Source organism: Pararhizobium sp. DWP3-4 (assembly GCF_049898205.1).
Classification (GTDB): Bacteria; Pseudomonadota; Alphaproteobacteria; order Rhizobiales; family Rhizobiaceae; genus Pararhizobium.
The window spans coordinates 346,203-372,072 of the sequence record NZ_JAFCXF010000002.1; the positions used below are offsets into that span (position 1 = coordinate 346,203).

Here is a 25,870-nt window from a genome sequence, read left to right on the forward strand (position 1 = left end):
CTTGGGGACCGGGCACCGGGCAAGCAGCAGGGCAATTGGCTCTAACCCTGCGGGGAACGGTAACGCGCAGAGGCGGCTGCGCGTCCCTGTTGCGTGCAACGTTTTTCAACGTCTGAGGCACGCAACAAAACTCTTGAACTGCTTAGCGGGACCTTCCGGCCTTGAGCCCCGCGTAGCCAATGCGCGGATCAATCGAGACGCGCATTCCGGTAAAACGTGTTCGCCCGATTGCGGGATGCCTGTGTCAGGTGACGGCCCGCATCGTCGAAAAAGGACGATGTCAGCGCCTCGCGTACTTCGTGGCGGCAAAGCCCCATGTCGAGCAGTTGATGATCGTCGAGATCGCGCAGCCGCCCGATGGAATTTCGGCTTCGCAGCTGGCGCCATACCGACATCAGCACGCCCATCAACCCCGTCTGGCGGGATGTCGCGGACAGCTTCCCGGTTAGGGTGAGGTCAAGTGCGTGGTCGGTCGTGCGCATGATGCTTACTCCTTTTTCAGGGCACGTCAGCGCCGCACGTCTTTCAGACGTGCAAAGGTCGCTGTCATTCTAGGTTTTCCCCGATCGATTTCGATCTTGGAAATTATGCAAGGGCGACCCATCCCCCGCAGGGAGGTCGGCGCGGGGGCTGGGTCGAAACCATGATGGTGGACCGGCTTTGCAGGTGGCTCGCCGGGAACTTTCAGAATGCGATTTGCCAGACCAGATTCGCAAATCCTTATTGATCAGTCCAACGAATGTTTCTAATGGTATTCATCAAACAATCTTATGAGTGCTCTTTTTTGAGGACCAGGACCATGTCCGCACCGCTCGATATCGATCAACTGCAAACGTTCGTTGCCATCGCCGATACCGGTAGCTTCACCAAGGCTGCGGATCGCGTTTTCAAAACCCAGTCAGCTGTCTCGATGCAGATGCGCCGGCTGGAAGAGCGCATCGGCAAGCAGCTGTTCGCCAAGGACGGCCGTGGCAACCGGCTGACGACCGAGGGCGACCGGCTGCTCAATTTTGCCCGCCGGATGATCCGCCTCAACAATGAGGCAATCGCTTCCTTCGACGACAACCGGCTGGAAGGCACGCTTCGGATCGGCACGCCGGACGACTATGCCGACCGCTACATGCCGGAAATCATCGTCCGTTTTGCCAAGACCCATCCGAATGTCGAGCTCAACATCGTCTGCGAGCCCTCGGTGGATCTTGCCGAGAAGATGGCCAAGGGTGAACTCGACATCGCGCTGGTGACGCATAATCCCCGCGCCCGCGCATCCGACGTCGTGCGCACCGAGCCGCTCTGCTGGGTCAGCTCGATCAACCATCCGTTGCCGGAAAACGCGCCGGTACCGCTTGCCGTCGGCAAACGCGACTGCGCCTGGCGGCAAGCCGCCTGCTCGGCGCTCGATGCCACCGGCAAGGAATACAATATCCTGTTTACCAGCTGGTCCTCGACGGTGGTGGCCGCTGCCGTATTGGCCGGCATGGCCGTTTCGGTGCTGCCGGAATCGGCGCTGCGCACCGGCATGAAGGTTTTGACCCAGGCGGACGGCTTTCCTGCGCTGGCTCCGGTGCAGATCGGCATCATGAAGCGTCCGGGTCTCTCGCCCTCGCTGTCGAATGCGATCACCAACCACATCACCGCCTGTCTCGACAACATCACGCCGACGACAAGCACCGATGATCTGGACGGCGACATGAAGAATTTTCCGCGCTATCCGCGGCTGCGGCAGAGCCATATGCTGCCTGGCTGGTAAGGCCAGCGCATCCGGACCAGCAAAAAGGCCGTGCTCCTTGCGGAGGCGCGGCCCTTTTGTATCTGCTTTAATTGATACTCGGCCATAAAACGCGGCCGTAAAAATCGACTGCAATATAATTTGGTCATACGCAGCCCCAAAAAGCACTGCCGGGCATTTATACGATAATTTGAATATATGCCCAATAGGTCAAGTGGACCATTTTTGGTGGAATCCCCTAGGAAATTAGGGGTTGGTTAACGACAGACGGCTTTCATCTCGCCCGCGCAACGCAAACCGGGCCCTTTTCAGAGCCCGGCTTCTTAAATTTTGATGGTTGACCTCCGCCGCCTTGCGGCGTCGATCGCGTGCCGTAGACCGGATCAGGCGATATCGAACCGGTCTGCGTCCATCACCTTGTTCCAGGCCGCAACGAAGTCACGGACGAATTTGCCCTGTGCATCGTTCTGGCCGTAGACTTCGGCCAAGGCGCGCAGCTGGGAATTCGAGCCGAAGACGAGATCGGTGCGGGTGGCGGTCCATTTCAGCTCGCCGGTTGCCCGGTCACGTCCTTCGAAAACGTCCTTATCCGGCGAGGCCGCCTTCCAGACCGTGCCCATATCCAGCAGGTTGACGAAGAAGTCGTTGCTCAGGGTTTCGGGGCGCGTTGTGAAGACGCCGTGCTGGATCTGCCCATGATTGGCGTTCAGCGCCCGAAGGCCGCCGATGAGAACCGTCATTTCCGGAGCCGTTAGGGTGAGCAGCTGCGCCTTGTCGATCAACAGTTCCTCGGCCGATACCGTGAAGCTTGCCTTCTGATAGTTGCGGAAACCGTCCGAAACCGGCTCAAGCACCGAGAAGGATTCGATGTCTGTCTGTTCCTGCGTCGCGTCGGTGCGGCCGGGCGTGAAGGCAACGGCAACATCCTGACCGGCGCTCTTTGCCGCCTTTTCGACAGCGGCTGCACCGCCGAGCACGATCAGATCGGCCAGTGACACCTTCTTGCCGCCCAGGTGGGCGTCGTTGAACGCCCTCTGAATGCCTTCGAGCGTGGCGAGAACCGTCGCCAGCTGCTCGGGCTGATTGGCCTGCCAATCCTTTTGCGGAGCAAGACGGATGCGCGCACCATTGGCACCGCCACGTTTGTCGGAACCGCGGAAGGTCGATGCCGAGGCCCAGGCAGTCGAGACCAGTTGCGAAACCGTCAAGCCCGACGCCAGGATCTTTTCCTTGAGGTCGGCAATATCGGCCGCATCGATCAGCTGATGATCAACAGCCGGGATCGGATCCTGCCAGATCAGGTCTTCGCTGGGCACTTCCGGACCGAGATAACGCACCTTCGGACCCATGTCGCGGTGGGTCAGCTTGAACCAGGCGCGGGCAAAGGCATCGGCGAACTGATCCGGATTTTCGTAGAAGCGGCGCGAGATCTGCTCGTAGGCCGGATCGAAGCGCAGCGCCAGATCGCTGGTCAGCATGGCAGGTGCATGACGCTTTTCAGGGTCGTGAGCATCCGGGACCGAGCGGGCGCCCATGCCGTGCTTCGGGGTCCACTGGTGGGCACCGGCCGGGCTCTTGGTCAGTTCCCATTCATAGCCGAACAGGTTCCAGAAGAAGTTGTTGCTCCAGCGCGTCGGCGTCGAGGTCCAGGTGACTTCCAGGCCGCTGGAAATGGTGTCACCACCCTTGCCGCTGCCATAGCTGCTGGCCCAGCCGAGACCCTGTTGCTCGATATCGGCGCCTTCCGGCTCCCGGTCGACATGGGCGGCGTCGCCGGCACCATGGGTCTTGCCGAAGGTATGGCCGCCGGCGATGAGAGCAACGGTTTCCTCGTCGTTCATGGCCATGCGGGCGAAGGTTTCGCGGATGTCGCGGGCAGAAGCCAGCGGGTCCGGATTACCGTTCGGGCCTTCCGGGTTGACGTAGATCAGGCCCATTTGCACAGCTGCCAGAGGGTTTTCGAGATCGCGGTCGCCGCTATAGCGTTTGTCGTCGAGCCAGGTGCGTTCCGCACCCCAATAGATATCTTCTTCCGGCTCCCAGACATCGGCACGGCCACCGGCAAAACCGAAGGTCTTGAAGCCCATCGATTCCAGCGCGCAATTGCCGGCCAGGACCAGAAGATCGGCCCAGGAAAGCGTGTTGCCGTATTTCTGCTTGATCGGCCAGAGCAGGCGGCGAGCCTTGTCGAGATTGACGTTATCCGGCCAGCTGTTGAGCGGCGCAAAGCGCTGGGTGCCGGAGGACGCACCGCCGCGGCCATCGCCGGTGCGATAGGTGCCGGCGCTGTGCCAGGCCATGCGGATGAAGAAGGGACCGTAATGGCCGAAATCGGCCGGCCACCAATCCTTCGAATCCGTCATCAGGGCGAAGATGTCCTGCTTGACTGCGGCAAGATCGAGCGTCTTGAATGCCTCGGCATAATCAAAACCAGTGCCCAGCGGGTCGGACAGGGCCGAATTCTGGTGCAGAATCTTCAAGTTGAGCTGGTTCGGCCACCATTCCCGGTTCGATGTCCCCTCGCCCGAGTTGCTGGTGAGCGACCCGTGCATGACCGGACACTTGCCCGTATTCTCGACTTTGGCGTCCATTCCTGCCTCCTGTTTGAAATGCAATTTCGTCGGTTCCGCCGCAACATCCCCTAAAAGTTCCATAATTTCCAATTGTATTTAATTGAATTATCGATAGGATAAACTTATCATGATCACCATACGCCAAATGCGCTATTTTGATGCGCTCGCCAGCGCCCGGCATTTCGGGCGGGCAGCCCTGATGGTCAATGTCAGCCAGCCTGCCCTCTCGGCGCAGATCGCCGAAATGGAACGCGAACTCGGCGTCAAGCTGGTCGAGCGCGGCAGGGGGCCGACACTTTTGACCCGCGAGGGCGAAGCGCTTTTGCCGGAAATACGCAAAATTCTCGGTGGTATCGATCAACTCTACCAGCAGGCGCGGCAGGTCACCGGGGTGCTGGAAGGCAAACACCGGCTGGGGATCATCCCGACCGTTGCCCCCTATCTCGTGCCCGTGCTCATTCCGCTGGTGCGCCAGCGCTATCCCAATCTGCAGATCGAGCTGAAAGAGCTTCTGACCGGCCCCCTCCTCGACGAGTTGCGCCACGGCCGGCTCGACAGCGTCATCGTTGCGCTGCCGATCGACGAGGAAAACCTGTCGAGCTCACTGCTGTTCGAAGACAGGTTCCTGATCGCCAGCACGGAGGATGAAAACACCATCCTGATGTCGCCGATGACCGAGGACAAGGTCGATGTCGAGCGGCTGCTTCTGCTCGAGGAAGGCCATTGCCTGCGCGATCATGCGCTGGCGGTTTGCGGCATTCATTCCGGCCGGCGCGTCGCCAATTATGGCGCGACGTCGATGGCGACGCTTTTGCAGATGGTCAGCCACGGCATGGGCATCACGCTGATCCCGGAGATCGCCGTCAACGACGAAAAGACCCGCAACCGCATGCGGATCGTCCCCTTCGCCGAACCGCAGCCATCGCGCAAGATCGGGCTGGTCTGGCGCACGCGCAGCGGCCGCCAGAACGACCAGCACGCCTTGGCCAGCCTGATTTCGGAGGCCGCCAGGCGTCTGCTGCAATAGGTCAGACGACCTTGGCTTTCAGGAACTCCACCGTCCGGCCCCAGGCCAGATCCGCAGATTTCTTATCATAACGGGCTGCCGACGTGTCGTTGTTGAAGGCGTGGTTGACGCCGTCGTAGACGTGGATGGCGAAGTCCTTGCTGTTGTCGGTGAGCGCCTTCTTATAGGCATCGATGCCGGCATTGATGCGGTCGTCGAGACCGGCGTATTGCAACAGAAGCGCCGCCTTGATCTTCGGTACGTCCTCGGCCGGCGGCTGGGCACCGTAATAGGCGACGCCGGCTTTCAGGTCCGGAGAGGCAACGGCCAGCTTGTTGACCATGCCGCCACCCCAGCAGAAACCGATCGCACCGGCCTTGCCGGTGGTGAGGTCATTGCCTTCAAGATAGGTGACGGTCGCAACCGCATTATCGACGGTCTGCTTGCCATTCAGCGCACCGATCATTTCGCGCGCCTTGTCCTCATCGGCCGGCGTTCCACCGGCGGGAGACAGGAAATCCGGGGCGAGCGCCACGAAACCTTCCAGCGCCATGCGGCGGGCGACGTCCTTGATATGCGGATTGAGGCCACGGTTCTCGTGGATGACGATGACGGCGGGCAGCTTGCCGGTCGCATCGGCCGGGCGGACCAGATAGCCCTTCATATCGCCACCGGCACCGGGATAGGTGACATCCTCGGCTTTCACACGTGCATCGGTTTCCGGGACGATTTCCGCCTGAGCGCTATCGGCGGCCAACAGCGGCGCGATGGCTGCGGCGGTTGCGGCCGATCCGGTCAGCGCCGTCAGCTTTCGCATGAAAGCGCGGCGGTCGAGGCTCAAATGGGTGTACTCGTCATAGGCGTTGATCATCGCCTGGGTGATCTGCGGCTTGTCCATGCTTTCCTCCTGTGGCCGGCGCCGTCAGGTCCCAAGGACATGCAGACGCGCTGTAATGGCTTTCGGTCACGACACAGTGCGAGCATGACCGGCCAAAACACAGAATTGCGGCACTTGCAGCGTTAGACAATGACAACACCGCACAGTTGACGCAAACGTGATCCGGACGATGCCGGCCGGATCACGTTTGTTGCCTATTGCATGTACCAGCCGTGGCTGACGACGAGCGACTGGCCGGTCAGCGCATTGGTCTCGAAGCCAGCGAACAAGAGCGCCACTTCGGCGACGTCCTCGACGGTGGTGAATTCGGCATCGACGGTGCCGCCGAGCATCATCTTCCTGACGACCTCGTCTTCCGAGATGCCGAGCGCCTTCGCCTGTTCCGGGATCTGCTTTTCAACCAGCGGCGTCTTTACGAAACCAGGGCAGATGACGTTGGCACGCACGCCGTCCGGTCCGCCTTCCTTGGCCACCACGCGGGCAAGGCCGAGCAGGCCGTGTTTGGCGGTGACATAGGCGGATTTCAGCGGCGAAGCCTCGTGGCTATGCACCGAGCCCATATAGATGATCGCGCCGCCCTTCTGCGCCTTCATGTGCGGAATGCAGGCCTTGGTGGTGAGGAAGGCGCCGTCAAGATGGATGGCGAGCATCTTCTTCCAGTCGGAAAAGGCATAGTCCTCGATCTTGTTGACGATCTGGATACCGGCATTGGAGACCAGCACATCCACCCGGCCCCATTTGGCAACGACGGCGGCAACGCCGGCATTGACGGCGTCTTCGCTGGTCACGTCCATGGCAAGGCCGATCGCCTCGCCTGGCCCCTGCGCCGTCAGGTCCTTGGCCGTCGCTTCCGCCGCTTCGAGCTTCAGGTCGGCGATGACGACCTTGGCGCCTTCCGATACATATTTCTTGGCGATCGCCAGGCCGATGCCGCTGGCCGAGCCGGTGACGATGCAGACCTTGTCCTTGAGTTTCATGGTTTTAACTCCCTATTTTGCAAGATAATCATGGACCACTTCGCCGAGGCCCAGCGTCAGGTCGGAAAGAATATGGACGGCGGACCTGACCTCCAGCACCGGCAGGTCGGCGACAGGCGCCAGCGCATGCGGAAACAGCGCCAAGGCGCCTGGACCTTCCCAGGCGCCCTTCACCGTCAGGTCTTCGAGATAATAGCGGACCAGCTCGCAGATGCGCGGCGTGCAATCGACATGCGGAATGATCTTCAGCATGAAATTCGGCTGTTTCAGGCTTTCCAGGACCTTGGCCGCGTCGAGCGTGCGATGCTTGAAACCCATCGTCGCGGTCGCCACCCGCTGCCCGCCATAATCGAGCGTGCCGACCAAAGCATCTTTCATCGATGACAGCGACGGCTCGGCGAGTTTCTTCGGAAAACCCCAGATCTCGCGGCCACCGGCGATCGGCGCGTCGTCATTCAGATACATCGAGTGCACATAGCCGCCGTGCACGCCCTCGTAAGTAACCGGGATGACCTGGCCGGACTCGGTATAATCGCCAAAGCCGGTCGAATCCGGCATGCGGATGAATTCGTATTTCACCAACGGTTCGTCGAACTGCAGCGGCTCCGGTACCACCCGGCGCAAGGCTTCCGGGTCGGTGCGGTAGGTGATGATCATGTATTCGCGGTTGACGAACCGGTATGGCCCCGGCGGATAGGATGGGCTGGTCAGCGGCATGGCGAAGGCATTGCGGACGACATCTTCGATTTTCATGATTTTTCCCCACGCAGGCGTTGCTCGGCAAGATCGAAAACCCGTATCCCATTGGTCGGGCGCGTGCGATTGAGCCAATCCGGATGGTTGAGCGTCTCGACCACATCGTCATGTCCGGCCTTCCAGTGTTCCTCCACCGAGAGCCGGGAAAACTCGTAATCCTTGGACCCGCTTTCATAGGCCGCATGCCGGTAGATCAGGTGCACCATGGTGACGGCGCTATCATTGCCGATCTTTTCGAGCAGCCGCGCGTCCGGATCGTCCTTCAACTCCGGCGGTAGCTTTTCCATCAGCCGCTTGGCCGCCATGCGGACAGTCTGCAGCTTGCGGAACTGGTCGGTGTTGAGGCGCGTGCGGCTGGAGAAGCGGATTTCCTTTTCACGGGCCTCGACATCGAACAGATCCTTCGGCATCTTCCCCCTCGCGCTGAACAGATCGACCTGGAAAATGCACATGTCGCTTTCCAGTTCGCCGCCGCCGAGAATGCGCTGGAGAGGCGTATTGGAAACGATGCCGCCGTCCCAATAGTACCGGCCATCTATTTCCACCGGCGCAAAGCCCGGCGGCAGGGCGCCGGACGCGGCCACGTGTTTCGGCGAAAAATCGCATTCCGTATTGTCGAAATAATTGAAATTGCCGCTAACGACATCGACCGCTCCCAGACTGAGGCGGACGGCACCGGCATTGATCAGGTCGAAATCGATCAGACCGGCCAGTGTTTCCTGAAGGGGGGCGGTGTCGTACAGGCTGATCGCGGCCATCGGATCGCCTGGAATGTTCCAGGGCGCGAAGGCACGCGGCGTGAAGAAACCGGGAACGCCCGTCAGCGAACCGAGGACGGCAGCCGACTCGTTGAACCACTTGCGCATAACATCGCCATTGCCGAGGAAATGGCCCGGCAGACCGGACGATACGCGATGCCAGAAGGTGCGCAGGTTATCGACACGGGCATCTATCGGGCTACCGGCAATGATGGCGGAGTTGATGGAACCGATAGAGATGCCGGCCAGCCAATCGGGGCGGATACCGGCTTCGTGCAGAGCCTCGTAGGCACCGGCCTGATAGGCGCCGAGAGCACCGCCGCCCTGAAACACCAGAACAGTCTTTCCCGTCGGAATGGTACTCACTGAATGCGCCCCCTTCGTATGCTGCGATTGCGAAATGTTAGCACTTGGAAATGACGGCGTCCTGCTTCCGCAAATTAAGTTTTCGTAATGCGGGACGAGCAGAAGGAAAGCTTATTTCATTTATATTCAATTCGTTAGAAGAACATTCGACGCGCCACCCTACCCGTTCGCCGGGATGCTAACCCAGGACTGCGCGCTGTGCAATGCAACAGAATGTGACGCCGGACCCCGTCAAAAACCGGCGATGTGAACCGCGAAAATTATCCACAGGACGAAATTCAACACGAACCCGGCGACGAAGAGCCGTTGGCGGACGCGCAACCGGTTGGACGTTACATGAATATAGGCATGGGCAAAACGGCTGAGCACGAACAGCCAGGCGATGGCGACCACGGCATGACTGACGCCCGCCGTTACATACAGCAGCGTGCAAACCAGAAAGAAAAGCACGGGCAGCTCGAACTGGTTGATCAGGCTGCGGGCGACGGTGGCGCTGGGCTCCGGCTCGATCGCCGGAATCCAGAAATCCGACGCTTTGGCGGTTCCGGCGCGCACGGCACCGTAACGGCGCCTCAACATCAGGAAATAGATCGCGTGGATCAGCGCGACCTGCGCGATGACCGGCCAGAAGATTGCAGTCGATATGGGCATGATCACTCCGTCGATTCGCACCGGACTTGATCTATAGCGGGCAAGCAGGAAATCCAGAACAGCATCGGCAGCGCTCCTGCAGCCCGCTCCATGCTTGACAGCTGTTTTGTGAATGAAGGATGCTCAAAACAGTGCCTCCGCAGCCGTAAGAAAGACCCGTATGTCCGAACAGCATGCTCCCGTAGCCCCACTGCCCACCCATCATGCCGCCCCGATGCGCGGACGCGACCCTCACGAACACCACCGGGTGGCGACGCCGCTCGAACTGCTGTTCGACCTGACCTTCGTCATCGCTTTTGGCGTTGCCGGGTCACAGCTCGCCCACCTGCTGGCCGAAGGCCATTACGCCGCCGGGCTGATGGGCTTTGGCTTTGCGATGTTTGCCGTCTGCTGGGCCTGGGTGAACTTCTCGTGGTTTGCCTCCGCCTTCGACACCGACGACTGGATCTACCGGCTGACCACCATGGTGCAGATGGTCGGCGTGCTGATCCTGGCGCTCGGACTGCCGCAGATGTTCGAATCGATCGACAAGGGCGCACATGTCGATAATGGTATTATGGTGCTCGGCTATGTCGTCATGCGGGTGGCGATGATTTTTCAATGGCTGCGGGCCGCCCGGCAAACACGGGATTGCCGCCCTGCCTGTCTGTCCTATGTGACGGCGATCTCGATTGCCCAGATCGGCTGGATCGCGCTGATCTTCATCGACATGCCGCTGCTGCCGACCTTTCTCTGCGTCGTCCTGCTCACCCTCATCGAAATGCTGGGCCCAATCATTGCCGAACGCAAAGGCGGCGGCACACCATGGCACGCACACCATATCGCCGAGCGCTACGGGCTGCTGGCAATCATCACGCTCGGGGAAGGTGTCGTCGGAACCGTGGCATCGATTTCGGCCATCGTCGGCGAGCAGGGATGGAGCCTTGATGCCATCCTGATCTGCGTTGCCGGCACCGGGCTCACCTTCGGCATGTGGTGGCTGTATTTCCTTATGCCGTCAGCCCAGGTCCTGCACCGCTTCCGCGAGCGCTCCTTCCTCTGGGGATACGGCCACATTCTGATCTTCGCATCGATCGCGGCGACAGGTGCTAGCCTGCATGTGGCGGCCTATTACATCGAGCACAAGGCGCATATCGGCGCGGTTGCCGCTGTTCTCACCGTCGTCGTGCCGGTGTTTGCCTATGTCACCCTGGTCTTTGCGCATTACGTCTATCTGCTGCGCAAGCTGGAGACCTTCTATCTCGGGCTGATGATCGGCATGACGGCGGTGGTTATCCTGGCCGTCCTGTGTGCTGCCGCAGGCGTCAACATGACCTTCTGCCTTATCATCCTGATGTTCTCGCCGCTCGTTCCCGTCGTCGGTTACGAGGTCAAGGGCCATCGTTACGGCAGCGCCGCCCTTCAGCGGGCGCTGGGGGCGTAGACAAAGAAAAAGCGGCGAAGACATCTCCGCCGCTTTTCATATTCAGAGTCAGTACAGTCGCTCAGCTTGCGCCCGGATAGTTCGGGCTTTCGCGGGTAATCGTCACATCATGGGCGTGGCTTTCGCGCAGGCCCGCACCGGATATGCGCACGAACGTGGCGCGCTCCTGGAAGTCCTTGATGGTCGCGCCGCCGACATACCCCATCGAGGCCTTCAGACCGCCTGCCAGCTGATGCAGAACGCCGGAGACCGGGCCCTTGTACGGAACCTGGCCTTCGATGCCTTCCGGCACCAGCTTCAGGGTGTCGCGCACTTCTGCCTGGAAATAGCGGTCAGCCGAGCCGCGCGCCATGGCGCCGACGGAGCCCATGCCGCGATAGGCCTTGAACGAGCGGCCCTGGTAGAGGAACACTTCGCCCGGGCTTTCATCGGTGCCGGCAAGCAGCGAGCCGATCATGCAGGCCGAAGCACCGGCAGCGATCGCCTTGGCCAGATCGCCCGAGAACTTGATGCCGCCATCGGCGATAACCGGGATATTGGCCGCCTGGGCCGCCTCGACAGCCGACATGATGGCTGCGAGCTGCGGCACGCCGACACCGGCGACGATGCGGGTGGTGCAGATCGATCCTGGGCCGATACCGACCTTGACAGCATCCGCACCTGCATCGATCAGCGCCTTGGTGCCGCCGGCAGTGGCGACATTGCCGGCCATGACGCGAACCGAGTTCGACATGGTCTTGACCTTGGTCACGGCGTCGAGAACGCGTTGCGAATGACCATGGGCCGTGTCGACGACGATCAGATCGACGCCGGCATCGATCAGGCGTTCGGCCCGCTCGATACCATCATCCCCCACGCTGATGGCGGCAGCGGCGCGCAAGCGGCCCTGCGCATCCTTCGAGGCATTCGGGTTGAGCTGCGACTTTTCGATATCCTTGACCGTGATCAGACCGACGCAACGGCGGTCAGCATCGATGACCAGCAGCTTTTCGATGCGGTGCGTGTGAAGAAGACGCTTGGCTTCCTTCTGATCGACGTTTTCGGTGACCGTGATCAGGTTTTCACGGGTCATCAGTTCGTAGATCTTCTGGCCCGGATCGGATGCAAACCGCACATCGCGGTTGGTGACAATGCCGACCAGACGGCCGGGTATGCCGCCCGTGGCATTTTCGACGACCGGAATGCCGGAGATCGAATACATCTTCATCAGCGCCAGGGCATCGGCCAGCGTCGCGTCAGGGCCGATCGTGACCGGATTGACGACCATGCCGCTTTCGAATTTCTTGACCTGGCGGACCTGCTCGGCCTGTTCGATCGGGGTGAGATTGCGGTGGATGACGCCGATGCCGCCGGCCTGCGCCATGGCGATTGCAAGACGGCCTTCCGTGACCGTATCCATCGCCGAGGAGAGGATCGGCAGGTTGAGGTCGATATCCTGGGCGATGCGGGTGGCGATATTCGTCTGCCCCGGCATGACCTCGGAATGTCCGGGTTGCAGAAGAACGTCGTCGAAGGTCAGAGCCTCCAAACCGGTTGCCGTTTCGATGATGCGCGCCATTGCCAAATCCCTTCAGTAAAAGGTGTTCTCCCCGCACAGTTTGACAACTGTGCGGTGGAAGACTCGCCGCGCTCAAGCGGGCGAGAGTTTCTTGGAAGTTGGCGAGGGCTGGTAACACGGATATGACGGGTTGGAAATAGCAAAAGCCCGGCAAGAGTGCCGGGCCAGCCAAGATTCTGTTCGCAAGTGCGATATCAGGTTTCGAACTGGTAGGTTTCCGGCACGAATCGATAGCCCTGTTCGAACTTCTCGATGAAGCCGACGGCCGGGAACGGCATGTGGTAGCCGACGAAGGGCAGGCGGTCGGCGGCGACCATGTCGAAGACCTTTTTGCGCGATGCGGCAGCCTTGGCCTTGTCCATGTCGAACTTCACTTCCCAATCCGGGCGCTGCAGCGACAGCACGAAATGGTTGGCGGTATCGGCGGTCAGCACCAGACCCTTGCCTTCCGATTCGACCTTGAAGACCATATGCCCCGGAGAATGGCCAAAGGCCGCCATCGAGGTGATGCCAGGCACGACCTCTGCACCATCGGCGATGAAGGTCATCTTTTCGGCCAGCGGCACGACATTTTTCAAGACGCCCTTGTGCCCGCCCTCCGCCGGCGTTCCGACGCGGGCTTCGTCCTTCCAGAAATCGAACTCGGCCTGGCCCGCGACATAGCGGGCATTCTTGAAGGCCGGTGCGCCGCCTTCCATCAGTCCGCCGATATGATCGCCGTGCATATGGGTGATGACCACGATACTGACCTGATCGGCCGTGTAACCGGCGGCCGAAATCCCTTCCAGCAGATGACCGGCACCGGCCTGCCGTCCGCCCTCGCCCATGCCGGTATCAAACAGGATCACGTCCTTGCCGGTATCGATCAGGGTCGGCGAGAAGCCGTTGACGAATTTGTCGGTGGGCAGGAAGTTGGCTTTGAGCAGATCGCCGACCGCCTGCGGGGTCTGGTCGGTGCCGAAGGTTTCCTCCGGTTTTTCGCCGATACGCAGGCCGTCGCTGATGACGGTGACGCCGAAAGTGCCGAGCTTGAAACTGCTGGTCCTGCCTGCCGGTATTTTCATCGTGTCCGCTTTCGGTTCGCTTTGCGCAAAAGCCGCCCGCGTCATCACGAACGGTGCCGCCAGGGCGCCAGCGGCCGTCGCTCCAAATAGGGCACGGCGGCTCAAGGGAATAGACGTCGTCATGCTGTTCTCCATTTTTTTGATTGGAAGGCTGGCATTGTTGGACTGAACGGGGGGTGCGTCCGATCAACAAGGCGACAACTAGGGTCTTGACAGGAGATGGCCGCTGAACTCACACGGATGTGATCGCAAAGTGAGCACCGGGCCGCGACTTTCGCCGCGAAAGTTCTATGTTCCCGACGCTCCGCCCCACCGCGCAAGGCCGTTCGCATGAATCGCATCGTTCCGATGATCCTCGCCGTCGCTCTGTTCATGGAGCAGATGGACTCCACCGTCATTGCCACATCGCTGCCGGCGATCGCCCACGACCTCGGCGTCGGGCCGATCACGCTGAAGCTGGCGCTGACGTCCTACATGGTATCGCTGGCGATCTTCATTCCGTTGAGCGGCTGGATGGCCGACCGGTTCGGCGCCAAGCGCATTTTTCGCGCGGCCATTCTCGTGTTCGTCTTCGGCTCGATCCTTTGTGCCGTCGCCGACAGCGTGCTTGCCTTCGTCGTTTCGCGCTTCCTGCAGGGCATGGGCGGGGCGATGATGACGCCGGTTGCCCGCCTCGTCCTGGTGCGCTCGACGCAGCGCAGCGAACTGGTCGGTGCCATGGCGCTACTCACCATTCCCGCCCTCATCGGGCCACTCGCCGGTCCGCCGCTCGGCGGCTTCATCACCACCTATTTCTCCTGGCACTGGATCTTTCTGATCAACGTGCCGGTCGGGATCATCGGCTACATCCTGTCGGGCATCTACCTGCCGGAGATCAAGAGCGATGCGCCGCCACCAATCGATATCAAGGGGTTCTTCCTCAGCGCCATCGCCGCCTCGGGCACGATGTTCGGGCTGTCGGTGATGAGCCTGCCGGCACTGCCGCCGCAAATCGGCGCCGCCGCCGTCGTCATCGGCATCATCTGCGGCTTCCTCTATGTCCGCCATGCGCGGCGCCACCCCGCGCCGCTGCTCGATCTCAACCTGTTCAAGGACAGCGCGTTTCGCGCCGCTGCGATCGGCGGCACGCTGTTTCGCATCTCGATCGGTGCGGTGCCCTTCCTGATGCCGTTGATGCTGCAGGTCGGCTTTGGCCTGACGCCGTTCCAATCCGGCATGATCACCTTCGTCGGCGCCGTCGGGGCGCTGACGACGAAATTCTTTGCCAAGCGCGTGCTGATCTTTGCCGGTTTCCGCACAACGCTGATCTTTGCCTGCGTCGCCGGCACGATCCTGACTTTCGTCAACGGCCTGTTCACACCGGCAACGCCTTACATCGTGATGATGTTCATCCTACTGCTCGCCGGTTTTGCCCGCTCGTTCTTCTTCACCAGCGTCAATGCACTGGCCTTCGCCGATATCCCGGATTCGATGGCGAGCAAGGCCACATCGATGACCGCCGTGTTGCAGCAGATGAGCCTGGCGCTCGGCGTTGCCGTTGCCGGCGCCATCCTTGAGATCGAAACGACGCTGACTGGATCGAAGCTGGAGTTGGGCGATTTCCAGCTCGCCTTCATGCTGATTTCGGCGATCACCCTGACGGCGATCATTCCGCTGATCGGCATGTCGAAAACGGCCGGCGCATCGGTCTCCGGCCACCGGATGCGAACCGATCCCGAAACGGAAACGATTAGCGTCAAATAATGCGGGAACAGCCTATTCGGGCCGCTCGCAGACGGCCGATAGCTTGTTGCCGTCGGGATCGCGGACATAGGCCGCGTAGAAATGAGCGTGAAAGGGCCGCAGCCCCGGCCCGCCCTCGTCGGTGCCGCCATTGGCAAGGGCCGCCTGATAGAAAGCATCGACCACGGCGCGGCTTTGCGCTTCGAGCGCAACCATCGAACCATTGCCGATCGTCGCGGCTTTACGGTTGTGCGGGGTGACGACCCAGAGCCGGCAACGGCTGTCGCTCTCGGCCCCGTAACCGATCTCGACATCATCCTGCTTGCGGCGCTTCAAACCCATCGGCGCGAGCGCCGCGTCATAAAACAGCTGCGCCAGGTCCAGATCATTGGTGCCGATGGTGACGTAGAGAAGCATAGGTCAGTCGGCCTCGACCGAATCCCGCTCGTCGACCACTTCGCGCTCGTCGATTTCGGTCTCGCTGTCATACAGCGAGCGGGCACCGGGCTTGCGGCCCTTGAAACCCTTGGCGAGCAGGAACATCTCGACCGACTCGGCCCGCGAGGCCGCCGGCTTCACATGGATGACCTGCTTGAAATTCTGCTTCAGCAGCGTCAAAAGCTCGCGCTCGGCACCGCCCTGGAAGGTTTTTGCCAGAAAATGCCCGCCTTCGCCGAGAACGTCGATGGCGAAATAGGCCGCGACCTCGCAGAGATGCATGGTGCGGATATGGTCGGTCTGGCGATGGCCCGTTGTCGGCGCTGCCATGTCCGACAACACCAGATCCGGTGTGCCACCCAGTGCCGTCATCAGCTTTTCCGGTGCGGTCGGGTCAAGGAAGTCCAGCTGCAGGATATGCACACCGGCCAGCGGATCGAGCTCGAGAAAATCGATCGCCACCACCTTCGGATCGCTATCGGTCGAGTTCGTCACCTTGGCGGCGATCTGCGACCAGCTGCCTGGCGCAGCACCCAGATCGATGATGCGCTTGGCACCGGTGAGGATCTTGTGCTTCTCGTCGATCTCCAGAAGCTTGAACGCCGCACGGGCGCGATAGCCTTCGAGCTGGGCGCGCTGCACATAGGGATCGTTGATATGCCGCTCGATCCAGCGCCGCGACGACGCCTTCAGCTTGCCCTTCTTGACCTTCTGGCCAAGCTTGCGCCCGGTGCGGTTTCCGCCGATCGGGGGTTTTGTCATTGTGAGTTTCCTTCGTGGGAACCGTACTGCATGCCGCGCGGATGGCGGCGGGCGCGTCCGCGCCGCCAGACACCGTCATCGGCCATCATATCGGTCAAAAGCCCCTCGCGCAGGCCGCGATCGGCGACGCGCATGCGCTCCGATGGCCAGCGGCGGCGAATGGCTTCAAGAATGGCGCATCCGGCCAGAACCAGATCGGCCCGGTCCGGCCCGATGCAGGGATTGGCGGCGCGGGCGGTGAAATCCCAGGACAAGAGACGCGCCTGCATCGCCGAGACCTCGTCGTCCGACAGCCAGAGGCCATCGACCTTGCGGCGATCGTAACGCGGCAGATCGAGATGCACGCCAGCCAGCGTCGTCACCGTGCCGGAGGTGCCGATCAGGTGAAAGCCGTTTTCATCGCCGGGGTTTTCCAGCGTGTGGATGGCCGGGCAATCGAAATTGGACAGCATGCCCTGAACCTCGACCACCATCGCCTCGAAGCTTTCCGGCGAAACGTCCTGGCCGCCGTGGCGCTCCGACAGCGTCACGACGCCGACCGGCAGCGATGTCCAATGGGTGATGTGATTGGCAAGGCGGCTCGACCGGGTTTCGCCGATCTTGATGACGGCGATTTCCGAGGAACCACCGCCGATATCGAACAGAACCACCGATTTGGTTTCGCGCCCGACCAGCGACGAGCAGCCGGAGACGGCAAGCCGTGCCTCGGTTTCGCGGTTGATGATCTCGAGTTCCAGACCGGTTTCGGCCAGAACTCGCTCAAGAAAAGCCTCGCCGTTTTCGGCGGCACGGGCGGCCTCGGTGGCAATCAGCCGGGTCTTGCGGATGTCGCGGGTCTTCAGCTTGGCGGCGCAGACCTTCAGGGCCTCGATCGAGCGGTCCATCGCTTCCTGCGACAGGCGGCCGGACGCACCGAGCCCCTCGCCGAGCCGGACAATGCGCGAAAAAGCATCGACGACACGGAACTGGCCAGGACGGGTCGGCTGCGCAATCAACAGCCGGCAATTGTTGGTGCCGAGATCGAGCGCCGCATAAAGCGGCGAGCCCGAATCGGAGCCATGCAGAAAGGACTGGCCATTGCCACGCCGGTCGTGACCGTTGTTTGCTGAACCATGAAAGCCGGACGGCGGGCGTTCTTCGACCCGCGCGCTGGTAGCGGAAGGTTGCGACGGCTGCTGTTTTGCGGCGTCGCTGACGGGCCGCGGCTTTTCGGTAGCCGCAAGCGGGCGCCCCTGCAGGCTGCGGCGCTGCCGGCTCTTATTGCTGCGTTTGCGGCTGGAATTGTCTGCGCCTGCTACAGCGGCCGCCTTCGGACCAGCCGCCTCGGCCATTGCACCGGAGGCAACGGAAGGCTGTGCCTGGCCGGATTTGGAACGGCGCCTGCGTTTACGCTTGCGCACCGGTTCTCCGGTTGCATCTGTCACTTCGGGACGCCGTGTTTCTCCGTTACCAACGGAGGAACTGGCATTCGCAGAGGCTGCGCGCGACGGTTTTCCCCGCCTGCGCTTGCCTTTGCCGGAACGAGGTACTGACTGCCCATCGTTGCGGTCTGCTGCCGACGCCCCGGAAACGGACGGCTGTTCGCCGTTGTCGGGGTCTCTCACGTGTCTGTCCATTGCGCCGCGCGGAACGATAGCCGCTCAAGGCGCTCTCTTGATTTTCGTTGGATGGACTTTACCAGCGCCGTCCCAATTCGCCAAATTCTTTTTGCACAGCGTCAAGGATCGGCCATCCGCCCACTTCGCACGGCCACCCTCGCGAGTTTTTACCGGGGCTTGCGGATTTTTTGCCAAAATCTATTGCATCCCCCGATCTTTTGTTTATAAGCCCGCTTCACCGGCTGGGCACAAACATCGCCCACGCAGTTTTGGGGAATAGGTTAACGGTAGACCCACGGACTCTGACTCCGTTAGTCCTGGTTCGAATCCAGGTTCCCCAGCCAAATTTTTCTTCGAAACGTTTTCCATCCCACGGCTTTTGAGTTTTCCGGCAAGCGTCGGTCTGTCCGGCGTCCGGCAGCGCATCCCCTCGTGAAATTCGGGGTTTCATTTTCCGGAAAAATCTGCGAAAGGCCTTCCGTCCGCAAGGACAGGGCGCGGCTGCTATTAGATTTAGAATAGGGCCGGGCGGGTAGATTGACGTCTCTCTCGCTGCCACGAAACGCCGTGGCCGTCCACTTCTCTCCGCTCATGGCATTTCCAGGACGACGTCAGCGCGTTGAATATTCATCATATTTCAAGCCAACCCTTCGGACTTTCGGCTGCGTTTCACGCTACCGGTTGATCCGCCCCGCGCAAGCAATGGGCGCTATTTTTGCGTTTCCTGATGAACTTCCTGGAATAGCGGATATGGACGGACAAGCGGTTGCAGCGGCGCGGATTGCCTTTGAACGGGGCGACTATCTGGAAACCCTGACGCTTCTCAGTCCTTCGCTTGGAACAGCCACGGATGCAGAACCCCTCGTGCTTCTCGGCGACGCGCTCGAAAAACTTGGGCTTCCGGCCGAGGCTGCGCAAGCCTTGGAGCAGGCCGCGTCCCATGCCGGCCGCGATGCCGGCGCACTGCTTGGCCGCGCCACGGCGCTGTATGTCGAGGCCGGTGACGATGACCGCGCGCAGCTGATCGGCATCAAACTCTTGGACAGCAGACCGGACGATGCTGGCCTTGCCTATAGTCTGGCTGTGTCGTTCCGGCGCACCGGCGACACAGCTCTTGTCGATCTCGTCAAACCTGCACTGGCCAACAGCGATGAGGCCGATCATCTCAAACTTGCCGGGGAAATTCTTGGCGACAGCGAGCGCAATCCATTGGCGCTGATGGTGTTTCGCAAGCTTGCGGCGCTCTTTCCCGACGATCCCTACACGCAGTTCAAATTCATGTCGGTGGCGCGCGACTTCTGCGATTTCGAGGCGATCGAAAAACTCGAGCGTGCGAGTGCCGGTCAGCTGGCGGGCGGCGACCTCTCCGCATTTGAGGGCGAAACCGCCTATTCGAACCTGTTGCGGTGCGGTGACGAGCGGCTGAACCGGCTGGCGACAAACAATCCCGGCCTGACATCGATCCCCACACCGGCCAGCAGCAGACAGCGACGGATGCGGCAGCATCCCTGGGGCGAGCGCATCCGTATCGGCTATCTCTCCAGCGATTTCTGGAGCGAGCATGCGACGATGCGGCTGCTGCAAAACGTGCTGGAAACGCATGATGACAAACGGTTTGACGTGACGCTCTACTGCTACACGCCGGAGCATCACGCCGCCGCCGATGGCGACCGGTCGCGATGGGGCCGGATCGTTTCGCTGCACGGCAAGACCGATGCACAGGCGGCCGATATCATCCGCCAACACGATATCGACATCCTCGTCGATCTCAAAGGCCATACCGGCGGTTCCCGGTCGAACATCCTCAACCAGATGGTGGCGCCCATTCAGGTTGCCTTTCTTGGTTTCCCCGGCAGCGCGGTGAATATCGATTGCGACTATGTCATCGGCGACCGGATCGTGCTGCCCAACAGTTCCAGACGAAACTACCACGAGAAATTCTGCCTGCTGCCGGAAAGCTACCAGCCCAACGACCCTGTCCACCGGGCTCTACCGCCGGCCACCGGCCGGCAGGCGCTCGGTTTGCCGTCAGACCGCTTCATCTTTGCCGCCTTCAATGCCGCCCGCAAGATATCGCTTGCGGTGATTGACCGCTGGGCGGACATCCTGCGGCGGTCCGAGCGTTCGGTTCTCTGGGTGATGATCGACGGCGACCTGGCTCGCAGCAATTTTCTTGCAGCGTTCGGCAAACGCGGAGTTGGAGCGGACAGAATCATTTTTGCATCCCCGACCGGCTATGACGCCCATATCGCCCGCTTGCAGGCGGCCGATATCGGACTCGATACGTTCCCCTATAATGGCCATACGACCACATCGGACAAATTGTGGGCGGGTCTTCCGGTGGTGTCGCTTCAGGGAAGCAATTTCGCCTCGCGGGTTTCCGAAAGCCTGCTGACGGCGCTCGGCCTGCCGCATCTGGCGGCGGCGACACCGGATGCCTTTGTCGAGCTGGCGGTCAACCTGTCGCAAAGTCCGGACGAGGTCAGGCGGCTGAAACAGCAGATTTCCCGCAACAGGTTTCTGGCGCCGCTGTTTGATGCCGAGCGGTTCTGCCGTCACCTGGAAAGCGGTTACGAGATGATGGTGGAGCGGGCCAAGGCAAAACTGCCGCCAGACCATCTCGAGGTGCCTTGTCTGCCGGTGCGCACGGTTCCCATTTCGAAGCGAGCGTAAAAGCAACCGGCTGCCGGAGAGCACCTTCGGCATTTTGTGCATCGCTTGCCGGATTGCCGGTACAGCCGCAGCGCGATCGGTGCTACAGATCGCAGCCATGTCACCCACGCAGGCCCCGCCTGCCGCAATCACCATGCGCCGTGCAGTCCATCGAACCGGCCGTGACCGGCGGTGTCGGCGTCAATTCTTGAAAGGGCCGTCCATGGCCGAGAAATTCATCGTCATTCCTTATCGCAAGGTTCGGGGCGGAGTGGGACCGGGAGAGATGCGCCAGGCATCCAATGCTGCGAGCGCCGAAAAGATCGCTGCGGCCATGGCAGACCGGTTTGTCGGGGTGGCGGCCTATGCCGTCGAGGTCGATGAAGAAAGCGGCGACATGACCAGTCCGCGGCTGCTGGTGCAATTTGGCGAGATCGCCGAACTGCCGTCGAGCTGATCCCGCCCGTTCCCGCGTATTTTGGAGTAGACATGGGCATTTCTGCCGTGATTAGCGGCTTTTGCCGCCTTCGCCCGCCTTTTGAGGAACAATCGCCTCGCGGCAACGTTTATCGGGCAGTTGCCTGCAACGTTTGCTGGCACAGGCACCATTTCTCGAAAGGATATGTCCGCCATGAATCAACGTTTTGATCCCACTGAAAACCGCAACGTGAATCCTGCAGCTTGGCCGGCCGAACAGGCAGGCCCGCGTATCGATCCGGTGACAGGCGCTCCGGTGAACGATCCGTTGGCCAATCAGCGGCTGCCGGAAGAACTCGAACCCCGCTCGGCACGCTCGAAATGGCCAGTCCTGATCATCCTGCTTGCAGGTCTTGTTCTGGCGCTGCTTGTCTGGCTGCCGGCGGAATTGTCGAGCGATCCGACTAATGGCACGGCAACACAGCCGACGCCGACAGAGCAGACGACAACGCCGCCGGCGGATACCGTCACTCCGCCTGTCGATAACAGCGCGACGCCTGGCACTGCAACTCCCGACACAAGCGTGACGCCGAATACCACAACCACCCCGAACGCCACGCCTGCGACGCCGGAAACTCAGACCCCGGCTACCGGTACCAACACGCAGACCCCGGCTACCGGTACTGCACCGCAGAACTAACAGCGATGGACGTCTGACACGAATGGCGGACCTGCTTCGGCGGCTCCGCCATTTTTATGCGCTGATCCCGGAATATTCCGGAACCGCCTTTTGCAAATGAACCAAATGTCACGCTATCCGTTTCTCCCTCGATTCATCAAAACGAGGACATCACCATGACCGGCAAAACACCGAAGACCACAGGACGCGAGGATGATTACCGCGACTACGAGGAACGGGATGTCAACGAAGGCTGGCCTTACGCGGACGCCACCCCTGGAACCGAGACCAAGGTCGGCAATGGCTCCTATGGAGAAGGCGCGGAAAATTTCGACGAGGCGGGCAATCCCGGTTTCCAGCGCAGCAACGATACCGCGATCGAAAGTGAGGATGGCCCAGACCTTTTTGGCGACGATACCGAGGCGGATGTCGACGACGATGCGCTGGAAGAGTTGATTTCCAACAGTCTTGAAGACAGCAATATCGACACATCGGGTATCGACCTCAAAGCCCGCCGCGGCGCTGTCCTGTTGAAAGGCACTGTCGATACCGCGAAGGAGGCACGCCAGATCGAAGCCTTGATCTATGCCGTTCCCGGCGTGATCAGCATCCGCAACACCCTGGAAACAATCGGTGCGGACAGCGGCATCCCGGTAGATTGGGACGATTGACCGGCAGGCTCCAGCCGCAGCAGGCAATAGCGGCGGCTTTTCAAGCGAATGGCAGGAGGGGATCTATGCAGAAGGCCAGCGCGGGTGCTGCCGGAAGCGGCGATAATGCTGACCGGTCCAGAGAGGCGACCGAACCGGCCAAATTTCTGATCGGCATCGGCCGGGGCGTGGGTGGCGCACTTCTGTTTGCGCTGCCGATGCAGATGACCATGGAAATGTGGGCATTGGGTTTTACCATGGACCGCTGGCGCCTGGTGCTTCTTCTGCTGATCGCCATACCGCTGTTGATCGGCATTTCCCATCGTATCGGCTTTGAGGAGACGTTTTCCTGGAAGGTCGCGATCCGTGACGCGATGATCGCCTATGGAATCGGCATTGTGACGAGCGCCGTAACGCTGTCCCTGTTCAAGTTGTTGGTGGCCGGCATGCCGGCCGAGGAGATCACCGGCAAGATCGCGGTCCAGGCCATTCCCGCCAGCATCGGTGCATTGCTTGGGCGCAGCCAGCTCGGCAGCGGCAAGGACGACACCGAAGACGAGCAGCAGGCCGGCTATGGCAGCGAGCTGTTCATGATGGCGGTGGGCGCATTGTTCCTCAACCTGAACATGGCACCGACGGAGGAAATGATCCTGATCGCCTATAAGATGACGCCATGGCATGCGCTGGCGACCATCGTGATGTCCATCACCCTCATGCACGCCTTCGTCTATGCCGTGTCCTTCAAGGGGGGCCATGAGCTGTCCAGCGATACGCCTTGGTGGCATGCCTTTATCCGCTTTACCCTGCCCGGCTACGTCATCGCGCTGATCATCAGCCTCTACACACTCTGGAGTTTTGAACGGCTGGATGGCGGATCGTTTACGCCGGCGATGATGGCGATGATCGTTCTAGCTTTTCCCGGCGCCATCGGCGCCGCTGCGGCGCGGCTTATTCTATGAGGAACAAACATGCTATGAGGAACAAACATGGCTGACGCGACACCGGTCAAAACCAACAGCCGCACAGTCGGCCGCGGTGCGCACTGGATCGAATGGCTGACGGGCGGGATTTGCACCCTGCTTGTTGCTGCGATGATCGGCTGGATCAGTTACCATGCCGTCGTTTCGTCCGGCGGTGTGCCGCAATTGTCGGTGCAGGTCCTTCGCCAGCAGCCGGCGCCAGATGGCGGATACGAAGTCTCGTTCATCATCGAAAACAAAGGATCACGAACCGCCGCTTCCGTACCGGTCAAGGGCGATGTGACGGATGGGAACACGCTGATCGAGACGCAGGAAATCACCTTCGATTATGTCCCGGCACAATCGGCCGCTACGGGCACGTTGCTGTTTCGAACCGATCCGGCCGCCCACGAGTTCAACATCCGGGCGTCAGGCTATACCGATCCATGACCGGCACGGGTCAATGTCAGACGCGTTTTTCGATGGATACGGACGGGACCGGCGAAACGGCGTTCCACTGGAACTGGCTGCTGGACGGGTCGCCCGCGCCAGGAACCCAGAAGCTGGCCGACGGCATCGACCGGCCTGCCGATTTCGACAGAAGCACCTTCACGGCACGTTTAGCTTCGGACGGATGCGAAAACAGACGACCATCCAGGCTCCAGACGCCGTACTTGACCGCGACGAAGCGATAGCCGTTCTCTTCACGCATCAAAGCGCCCACGGCTTCGCCGCCGAATTCTATCACCTGTTTCTGCATGAAATACGCTCCCGCCGCCGCTTTTCACGACGGTCATTTCCATTTGCCGCGCAACGCGCAGCTGGCCGAGTCCTCGTCTTCAGCCGACCTGTTTAACGGACGACTTTGACGTTTGTTCCAGCTTCAAGGAAATTAATCGGAAAAAAGCAAAAGGATTGGACGCCGAGGATCACCTTCGGCGCCTTACACCGCATGTCAATTAGGCCACAAACCGGTCCGGCCGGAACGGCTTGATGTCGATCACGGTCTTTTCGCCGGTCATTTTCTCGGCAAGTGCCCGGCCGGTAACCGGGCCAAGCGTCATGCCGTGATGGGCGTGGCCAAAGGCAAACCACAGGCCTTCGTGACGCGGCGCCTTGCCGATGATCGGCATCATGTCCGGCGTGCAGGGGCGCGCGCCCATCCACGGCTCGTCGTCGCGGCGTTCTGCCAGCGGGAAGAATTCGCGCGCGACGCGCTCGGCCCGCGTCAACTGTACCGGGGTCTTTGGTGCATCGCGATTGGCGAATTCGGCACCGGTGGTCAGCCGGATTCCGCGCAGCATCGGCGCCAGAAAATAACCCTTCTCGGCATCGAGCACCCAGTTGTTCAGCTGAGCGCCCTCTTCCATGCCGTAATGCATGTGGTAGCCCCGCTTCACCGCTAACGGGAACCGGTAGCCGAGTTTCTTGGTCACGGTATCGGCCCAGGGGCCAAGCGCCACGACGACCTCCTTGGCCTCCAGCGGCCCTTCCGGCGTTGCAACGCGCCAGCCCGCACCTTCGAGAATATGCTCGAGCGTCGCCGCGTCACCGGATACCAGGCGGCCGCCGAGCGACTGGAAATAGCTGAGATAGGCCTTGTTGAGGCTGTGCGGATCGCGGATCGACCAGGGATCGGTCCAGCGCAGTCCGCCGGTGAGATCCGCCCGGATCGACGGCTCCATCACCTTAAGCTCGCTGCTCGACAATTTCTGATGATTGACGCCGAATGTCGACGAAAGCTTTTCCGCCTCCTTGTAGGCCGCATCCCGCGCAGCCTCGGTGCGGAAGACCTTCATCCAGCCGTCCTTGCGGATGAGATCGCCGGCACCGGACGCATTGATCAGGTCGGCATGTTCGGCGATCGAGTTCTCGATCAGCGGCGCATACATCGAGGCGATGTTCTGGTGCTGGGTAAAACCCGAATTCCACCAGTACCGGATGAGAAACGGCACGAGGCCGGGCAATGCGCGGAAATGATAGTGAGCGTCGATCGTGTTGTTCAGCGCATAGCGGAACAGCGCGCCGAAATCATGCGGGAAACCATAGGGAAAAACGCCCTCGCGCTGGATCAAGCCGGCATTGCCATAGGAGGTTTCTTCGCCGGCGCCACGGCGGTCGAGCAGGACGACGGACTTGCCACGCCGCGCAAGGTGAATGGCCGTCGACAGGCCGACAATGCCTGCGCCCAAAACTACGACGTCTGTCTTCATGTCCGGTTCCCCACTCTGCTT

24 protein-coding genes and 1 tRNA gene are annotated in these 25,870 nt (G+C 61.0%); 11 read left to right on the top strand and 14 right to left on the bottom strand.

Features of this window, described 5'->3' with window-relative positions:
• Nucleotides 1–188: 188 nt before the first annotated feature.
• Entirely contained in the window at nt 189–482 is a 294-nt protein-coding gene (locus ACP7E6_RS06850) for a DUF1127 domain-containing protein (protein ID WP_426228982.1), read from the bottom strand.
• Nucleotides 483–799: 317 nt separating this feature from the next.
• Between ACP7E6_RS06850 and ACP7E6_RS06855 the strand changes: the two genes are divergently transcribed.
• Nucleotides 800–1,750, top strand: coding sequence for a LysR substrate-binding domain-containing protein (locus tag ACP7E6_RS06855; protein WP_060504715.1), 951 nt, complete (start codon nt 800–802; stop codon nt 1,748–1,750).
• 362 nt (nt 1,751–2,112) lie between these two features.
• Here ACP7E6_RS06855 and katG read toward each other — a convergent pair whose 3' ends face one another.
• Nucleotides 2,113–4,320: a catalase/peroxidase HPI gene (katG, locus tag ACP7E6_RS06860; RefSeq protein ID WP_426228983.1), complete on the bottom strand. Its 2,208-nt coding sequence runs from the start codon at nt 4,318–4,320 to the stop codon at nt 2,113–2,115.
• A 109-nt stretch (nt 4,321–4,429) separates the two neighbouring features.
• Between katG and ACP7E6_RS06865 the strand changes: the two genes are divergently transcribed.
• Nucleotides 4,430–5,329 carry a hydrogen peroxide-inducible genes activator gene (locus tag ACP7E6_RS06865; protein WP_426228984.1) on the top strand — a complete coding sequence of 300 codons (900 nt, stop codon included), beginning with the start codon at nt 4,430–4,432 and terminating at the stop codon, nt 5,327–5,329.
• A gap of 1 nt (nt 5,330) precedes the next feature.
• Here ACP7E6_RS06865 and ACP7E6_RS06870 read toward each other — a convergent pair whose 3' ends face one another.
• The 5 genes from ACP7E6_RS06870 to ACP7E6_RS06890 all read right to left on the bottom strand — a co-directional run bounded on the left by ACP7E6_RS06870 (nt 5,331) and on the right by ACP7E6_RS06890 (nt 9,714).
• Nucleotides 5,331–6,206 (bottom strand): dienelactone hydrolase family protein, encoded by an 876-nt coding sequence (locus ACP7E6_RS06870; protein WP_426228985.1) that lies wholly within the window; start codon nt 6,204–6,206, stop codon nt 5,331–5,333.
• A 194-nt stretch (nt 6,207–6,400) separates the two neighbouring features.
• A complete protein-coding gene (locus ACP7E6_RS06875; RefSeq protein ID WP_426228986.1) occupies nt 6,401–7,183 on the bottom strand; it encodes a 3-hydroxybutyrate dehydrogenase in 783 nt (260 codons plus the stop codon).
• 12 nt (nt 7,184–7,195) lie between these two features.
• Nucleotides 7,196–7,936, bottom strand: a complete 741-nt coding sequence (locus ACP7E6_RS06880) for an acetoacetate decarboxylase (protein WP_426228987.1) — start codon at nt 7,934–7,936, stop codon at nt 7,196–7,198.
• On the bottom strand, nt 7,933–9,063 hold the full coding sequence (locus tag ACP7E6_RS06885) for a DUF3734 domain-containing protein (protein ID WP_426228988.1): 1,131 nt from the start codon (nt 9,061–9,063) through the stop codon (nt 7,933–7,935). Before ACP7E6_RS06885 ends, ACP7E6_RS06880 begins: the two co-directional genes overlap by 4 nt.
• 231 nt (nt 9,064–9,294) lie before the next feature.
• Nucleotides 9,295–9,714 (bottom strand): MAPEG family protein, encoded by a 420-nt coding sequence (locus ACP7E6_RS06890; protein WP_426228989.1) that lies wholly within the window; start codon nt 9,712–9,714, stop codon nt 9,295–9,297.
• Between the two features lie 160 nt (nt 9,715–9,874).
• Between ACP7E6_RS06890 and ACP7E6_RS06895 the strand changes: the two genes are divergently transcribed.
• Entirely contained in the window at nt 9,875–11,137 is a 1,263-nt protein-coding gene (locus tag ACP7E6_RS06895) for a low temperature requirement protein A (protein ID WP_426228990.1), read from the top strand.
• Nucleotides 11,138–11,198: 61 nt separating this feature from the next.
• Here the strand turns inward: ACP7E6_RS06895 and guaB are convergent, their stop codons facing one another.
• Nucleotides 11,199–12,695: an IMP dehydrogenase gene (gene guaB / locus ACP7E6_RS06900; RefSeq protein ID WP_426228991.1), complete on the bottom strand. Its 1,497-nt coding sequence runs from the start codon at nt 12,693–12,695 to the stop codon at nt 11,199–11,201.
• A 194-nt stretch (nt 12,696–12,889) separates the two neighbouring features.
• The gene (locus ACP7E6_RS06905) at nt 12,890–13,882 is read right to left on the bottom strand and encodes an MBL fold metallo-hydrolase (RefSeq protein WP_426228992.1); all 993 of its coding nucleotides are present in this window, start codon (nt 13,880–13,882) and stop codon (nt 12,890–12,892) included.
• Between the two features lie 207 nt (nt 13,883–14,089).
• Here ACP7E6_RS06905 and ACP7E6_RS06910 point away from each other — a divergent pair, with 207 nt between their 5' ends.
• The gene (locus ACP7E6_RS06910; RefSeq protein WP_426228993.1) at nt 14,090–15,502 is read left to right on the top strand and encodes a DHA2 family efflux MFS transporter permease subunit; all 1,413 of its coding nucleotides are present in this window, start codon (nt 14,090–14,092) and stop codon (nt 15,500–15,502) included.
• A gap of 12 nt (nt 15,503–15,514) precedes the next feature.
• Here the strand turns inward: ACP7E6_RS06910 and ACP7E6_RS06915 are convergent, their stop codons facing one another.
• Genes ACP7E6_RS06915 through ACP7E6_RS06925 form a run of 3 tightly spaced genes read right to left on the bottom strand, consistent with a single transcriptional unit; the run spans nt 15,515 to nt 18,285 of the window.
• Complete coding sequence (locus ACP7E6_RS06915) at nt 15,515–15,898, bottom strand: VOC family protein (RefSeq protein ID WP_426228994.1); 384 nt, start codon at nt 15,896–15,898, stop codon at nt 15,515–15,517.
• A 3-nt stretch (nt 15,899–15,901) separates the two neighbouring features.
• Nucleotides 15,902–16,681 (bottom strand): RlmE family RNA methyltransferase, encoded by a 780-nt coding sequence (locus tag ACP7E6_RS06920; protein WP_113316614.1) that lies wholly within the window; start codon nt 16,679–16,681, stop codon nt 15,902–15,904.
• On the bottom strand, nt 16,678–18,285 hold the full coding sequence (locus ACP7E6_RS06925; RefSeq protein WP_426228995.1) for a Ppx/GppA phosphatase family protein: 1,608 nt from the start codon (nt 18,283–18,285) through the stop codon (nt 16,678–16,680). Before ACP7E6_RS06925 ends, ACP7E6_RS06920 begins: the two co-directional genes overlap by 4 nt.
• A 264-nt stretch (nt 18,286–18,549) precedes the next feature.
• Between ACP7E6_RS06925 and ACP7E6_RS06930 the strand changes: the two genes are divergently transcribed.
• From ACP7E6_RS06930 to ACP7E6_RS06960, 7 genes are all read left to right on the top strand, one after another.
• Nucleotides 18,550–18,623, top strand: a tRNA-Gln gene (locus ACP7E6_RS06930).
• 406 nt (nt 18,624–19,029) lie between these two features.
• Nucleotides 19,030–20,952, top strand: coding sequence for a glycosyl transferase (locus tag ACP7E6_RS06935; protein ID WP_426228996.1), 1,923 nt, complete (start codon nt 19,030–19,032; stop codon nt 20,950–20,952).
• A gap of 202 nt (nt 20,953–21,154) precedes the next feature.
• Nucleotides 21,155–21,388, top strand: a complete 234-nt coding sequence (locus ACP7E6_RS06940) for a hypothetical protein (protein WP_426228997.1) — start codon at nt 21,155–21,157, stop codon at nt 21,386–21,388.
• Between the two features lie 174 nt (nt 21,389–21,562).
• The gene (locus ACP7E6_RS06945; protein WP_426228998.1) at nt 21,563–22,048 is read left to right on the top strand and encodes a hypothetical protein; all 486 of its coding nucleotides are present in this window, start codon (nt 21,563–21,565) and stop codon (nt 22,046–22,048) included.
• A gap of 155 nt (nt 22,049–22,203) precedes the next feature.
• Nucleotides 22,204–22,698: a BON domain-containing protein gene (locus ACP7E6_RS06950; RefSeq protein WP_426228999.1), complete on the top strand. Its 495-nt coding sequence runs from the start codon at nt 22,204–22,206 to the stop codon at nt 22,696–22,698.
• Between the two features lie 65 nt (nt 22,699–22,763).
• Nucleotides 22,764–23,636 carry a TIGR02587 family membrane protein gene (locus tag ACP7E6_RS06955; RefSeq protein ID WP_426229000.1) on the top strand — a complete coding sequence of 291 codons (873 nt, stop codon included), beginning with the start codon at nt 22,764–22,766 and terminating at the stop codon, nt 23,634–23,636.
• 27 nt (nt 23,637–23,663) lie between these two features.
• A complete protein-coding gene (locus ACP7E6_RS06960) occupies nt 23,664–24,086 on the top strand; it encodes a TIGR02588 family protein (protein WP_426229001.1) in 423 nt (140 codons plus the stop codon).
• Between the two features lie 16 nt (nt 24,087–24,102).
• On the opposite strand, the gene ACP7E6_RS06965 is transcribed toward ACP7E6_RS06960, so the two are convergent.
• Nucleotides 24,103–24,396, bottom strand: coding sequence for a hypothetical protein (locus ACP7E6_RS06965; protein ID WP_426229002.1), 294 nt, complete (start codon nt 24,394–24,396; stop codon nt 24,103–24,105).
• Nucleotides 24,397–24,595: 199 nt separating this feature from the next.
• A complete protein-coding gene (locus ACP7E6_RS06970; RefSeq protein ID WP_426229003.1) occupies nt 24,596–25,849 on the bottom strand; it encodes an NAD(P)/FAD-dependent oxidoreductase in 1,254 nt (417 codons plus the stop codon).
• Nucleotides 25,850–25,870: the final 21 nt, after the last annotated feature.

Bases quoted from the DNA above. Each gene is read 5' to 3' on its own strand.
- ACP7E6_RS06850 (WP_426228982.1), bottom strand. From the start codon at position 482: ATGCGCACGACCGACCACGCACTTGACCTCACCCTAACCGGGAAGCTG.
- ACP7E6_RS06855 (WP_060504715.1), top strand. From the start codon at position 800: ATGTCCGCACCGCTCGATATCGATCAACTGCAAACGTTCGTTGCCATC.
- katG (WP_426228983.1), bottom strand. From the start codon at position 4,320: ATGGACGCCAAAGTCGAGAATACGGGCAAGTGTCCGGTCATGCACGGG.
- ACP7E6_RS06865 (WP_426228984.1), top strand. From the start codon at position 4,430: ATGATCACCATACGCCAAATGCGCTATTTTGATGCGCTCGCCAGCGCC.
- ACP7E6_RS06870 (WP_426228985.1), bottom strand. From the start codon at position 6,206: ATGGACAAGCCGCAGATCACCCAGGCGATGATCAACGCCTATGACGAG.
- ACP7E6_RS06875 (WP_426228986.1), bottom strand. From the start codon at position 7,183: ATGAAACTCAAGGACAAGGTCTGCATCGTCACCGGCTCGGCCAGCGGC.
- ACP7E6_RS06880 (WP_426228987.1), bottom strand. From the start codon at position 7,936: ATGAAAATCGAAGATGTCGTCCGCAATGCCTTCGCCATGCCGCTGACC.
- ACP7E6_RS06890 (WP_426228989.1), bottom strand. From the start codon at position 9,714: ATGCCCATATCGACTGCAATCTTCTGGCCGGTCATCGCGCAGGTCGCG.
- ACP7E6_RS06895 (WP_426228990.1), top strand. From the start codon at position 9,875: ATGTCCGAACAGCATGCTCCCGTAGCCCCACTGCCCACCCATCATGCC.
- guaB (WP_426228991.1), bottom strand. From the start codon at position 12,695: ATGGCGCGCATCATCGAAACGGCAACCGGTTTGGAGGCTCTGACCTTC.
- ACP7E6_RS06905 (WP_426228992.1), bottom strand. From the start codon at position 13,882: ATGACGACGTCTATTCCCTTGAGCCGCCGTGCCCTATTTGGAGCGACG.
- ACP7E6_RS06910 (WP_426228993.1), top strand. From the start codon at position 14,090: ATGAATCGCATCGTTCCGATGATCCTCGCCGTCGCTCTGTTCATGGAG.
- ACP7E6_RS06915 (WP_426228994.1), bottom strand. From the start codon at position 15,898: ATGCTTCTCTACGTCACCATCGGCACCAATGATCTGGACCTGGCGCAG.
- ACP7E6_RS06920 (WP_113316614.1), bottom strand. From the start codon at position 16,681: ATGACAAAACCCCCGATCGGCGGAAACCGCACCGGGCGCAAGCTTGGC.
- ACP7E6_RS06935 (WP_426228996.1), top strand. From the start codon at position 19,030: ATGGACGGACAAGCGGTTGCAGCGGCGCGGATTGCCTTTGAACGGGGC.
- ACP7E6_RS06940 (WP_426228997.1), top strand. From the start codon at position 21,155: ATGGCCGAGAAATTCATCGTCATTCCTTATCGCAAGGTTCGGGGCGGA.
- ACP7E6_RS06945 (WP_426228998.1), top strand. From the start codon at position 21,563: ATGAATCAACGTTTTGATCCCACTGAAAACCGCAACGTGAATCCTGCA.
- ACP7E6_RS06950 (WP_426228999.1), top strand. From the start codon at position 22,204: ATGACCGGCAAAACACCGAAGACCACAGGACGCGAGGATGATTACCGC.
- ACP7E6_RS06955 (WP_426229000.1), top strand. From the start codon at position 22,764: ATGCAGAAGGCCAGCGCGGGTGCTGCCGGAAGCGGCGATAATGCTGAC.
- ACP7E6_RS06960 (WP_426229001.1), top strand. From the start codon at position 23,664: ATGGCTGACGCGACACCGGTCAAAACCAACAGCCGCACAGTCGGCCGC.
- ACP7E6_RS06965 (WP_426229002.1), bottom strand. From the start codon at position 24,396: ATGCAGAAACAGGTGATAGAATTCGGCGGCGAAGCCGTGGGCGCTTTG.
- ACP7E6_RS06970 (WP_426229003.1), bottom strand. From the start codon at position 25,849: ATGAAGACAGACGTCGTAGTTTTGGGCGCAGGCATTGTCGGCCTGTCG.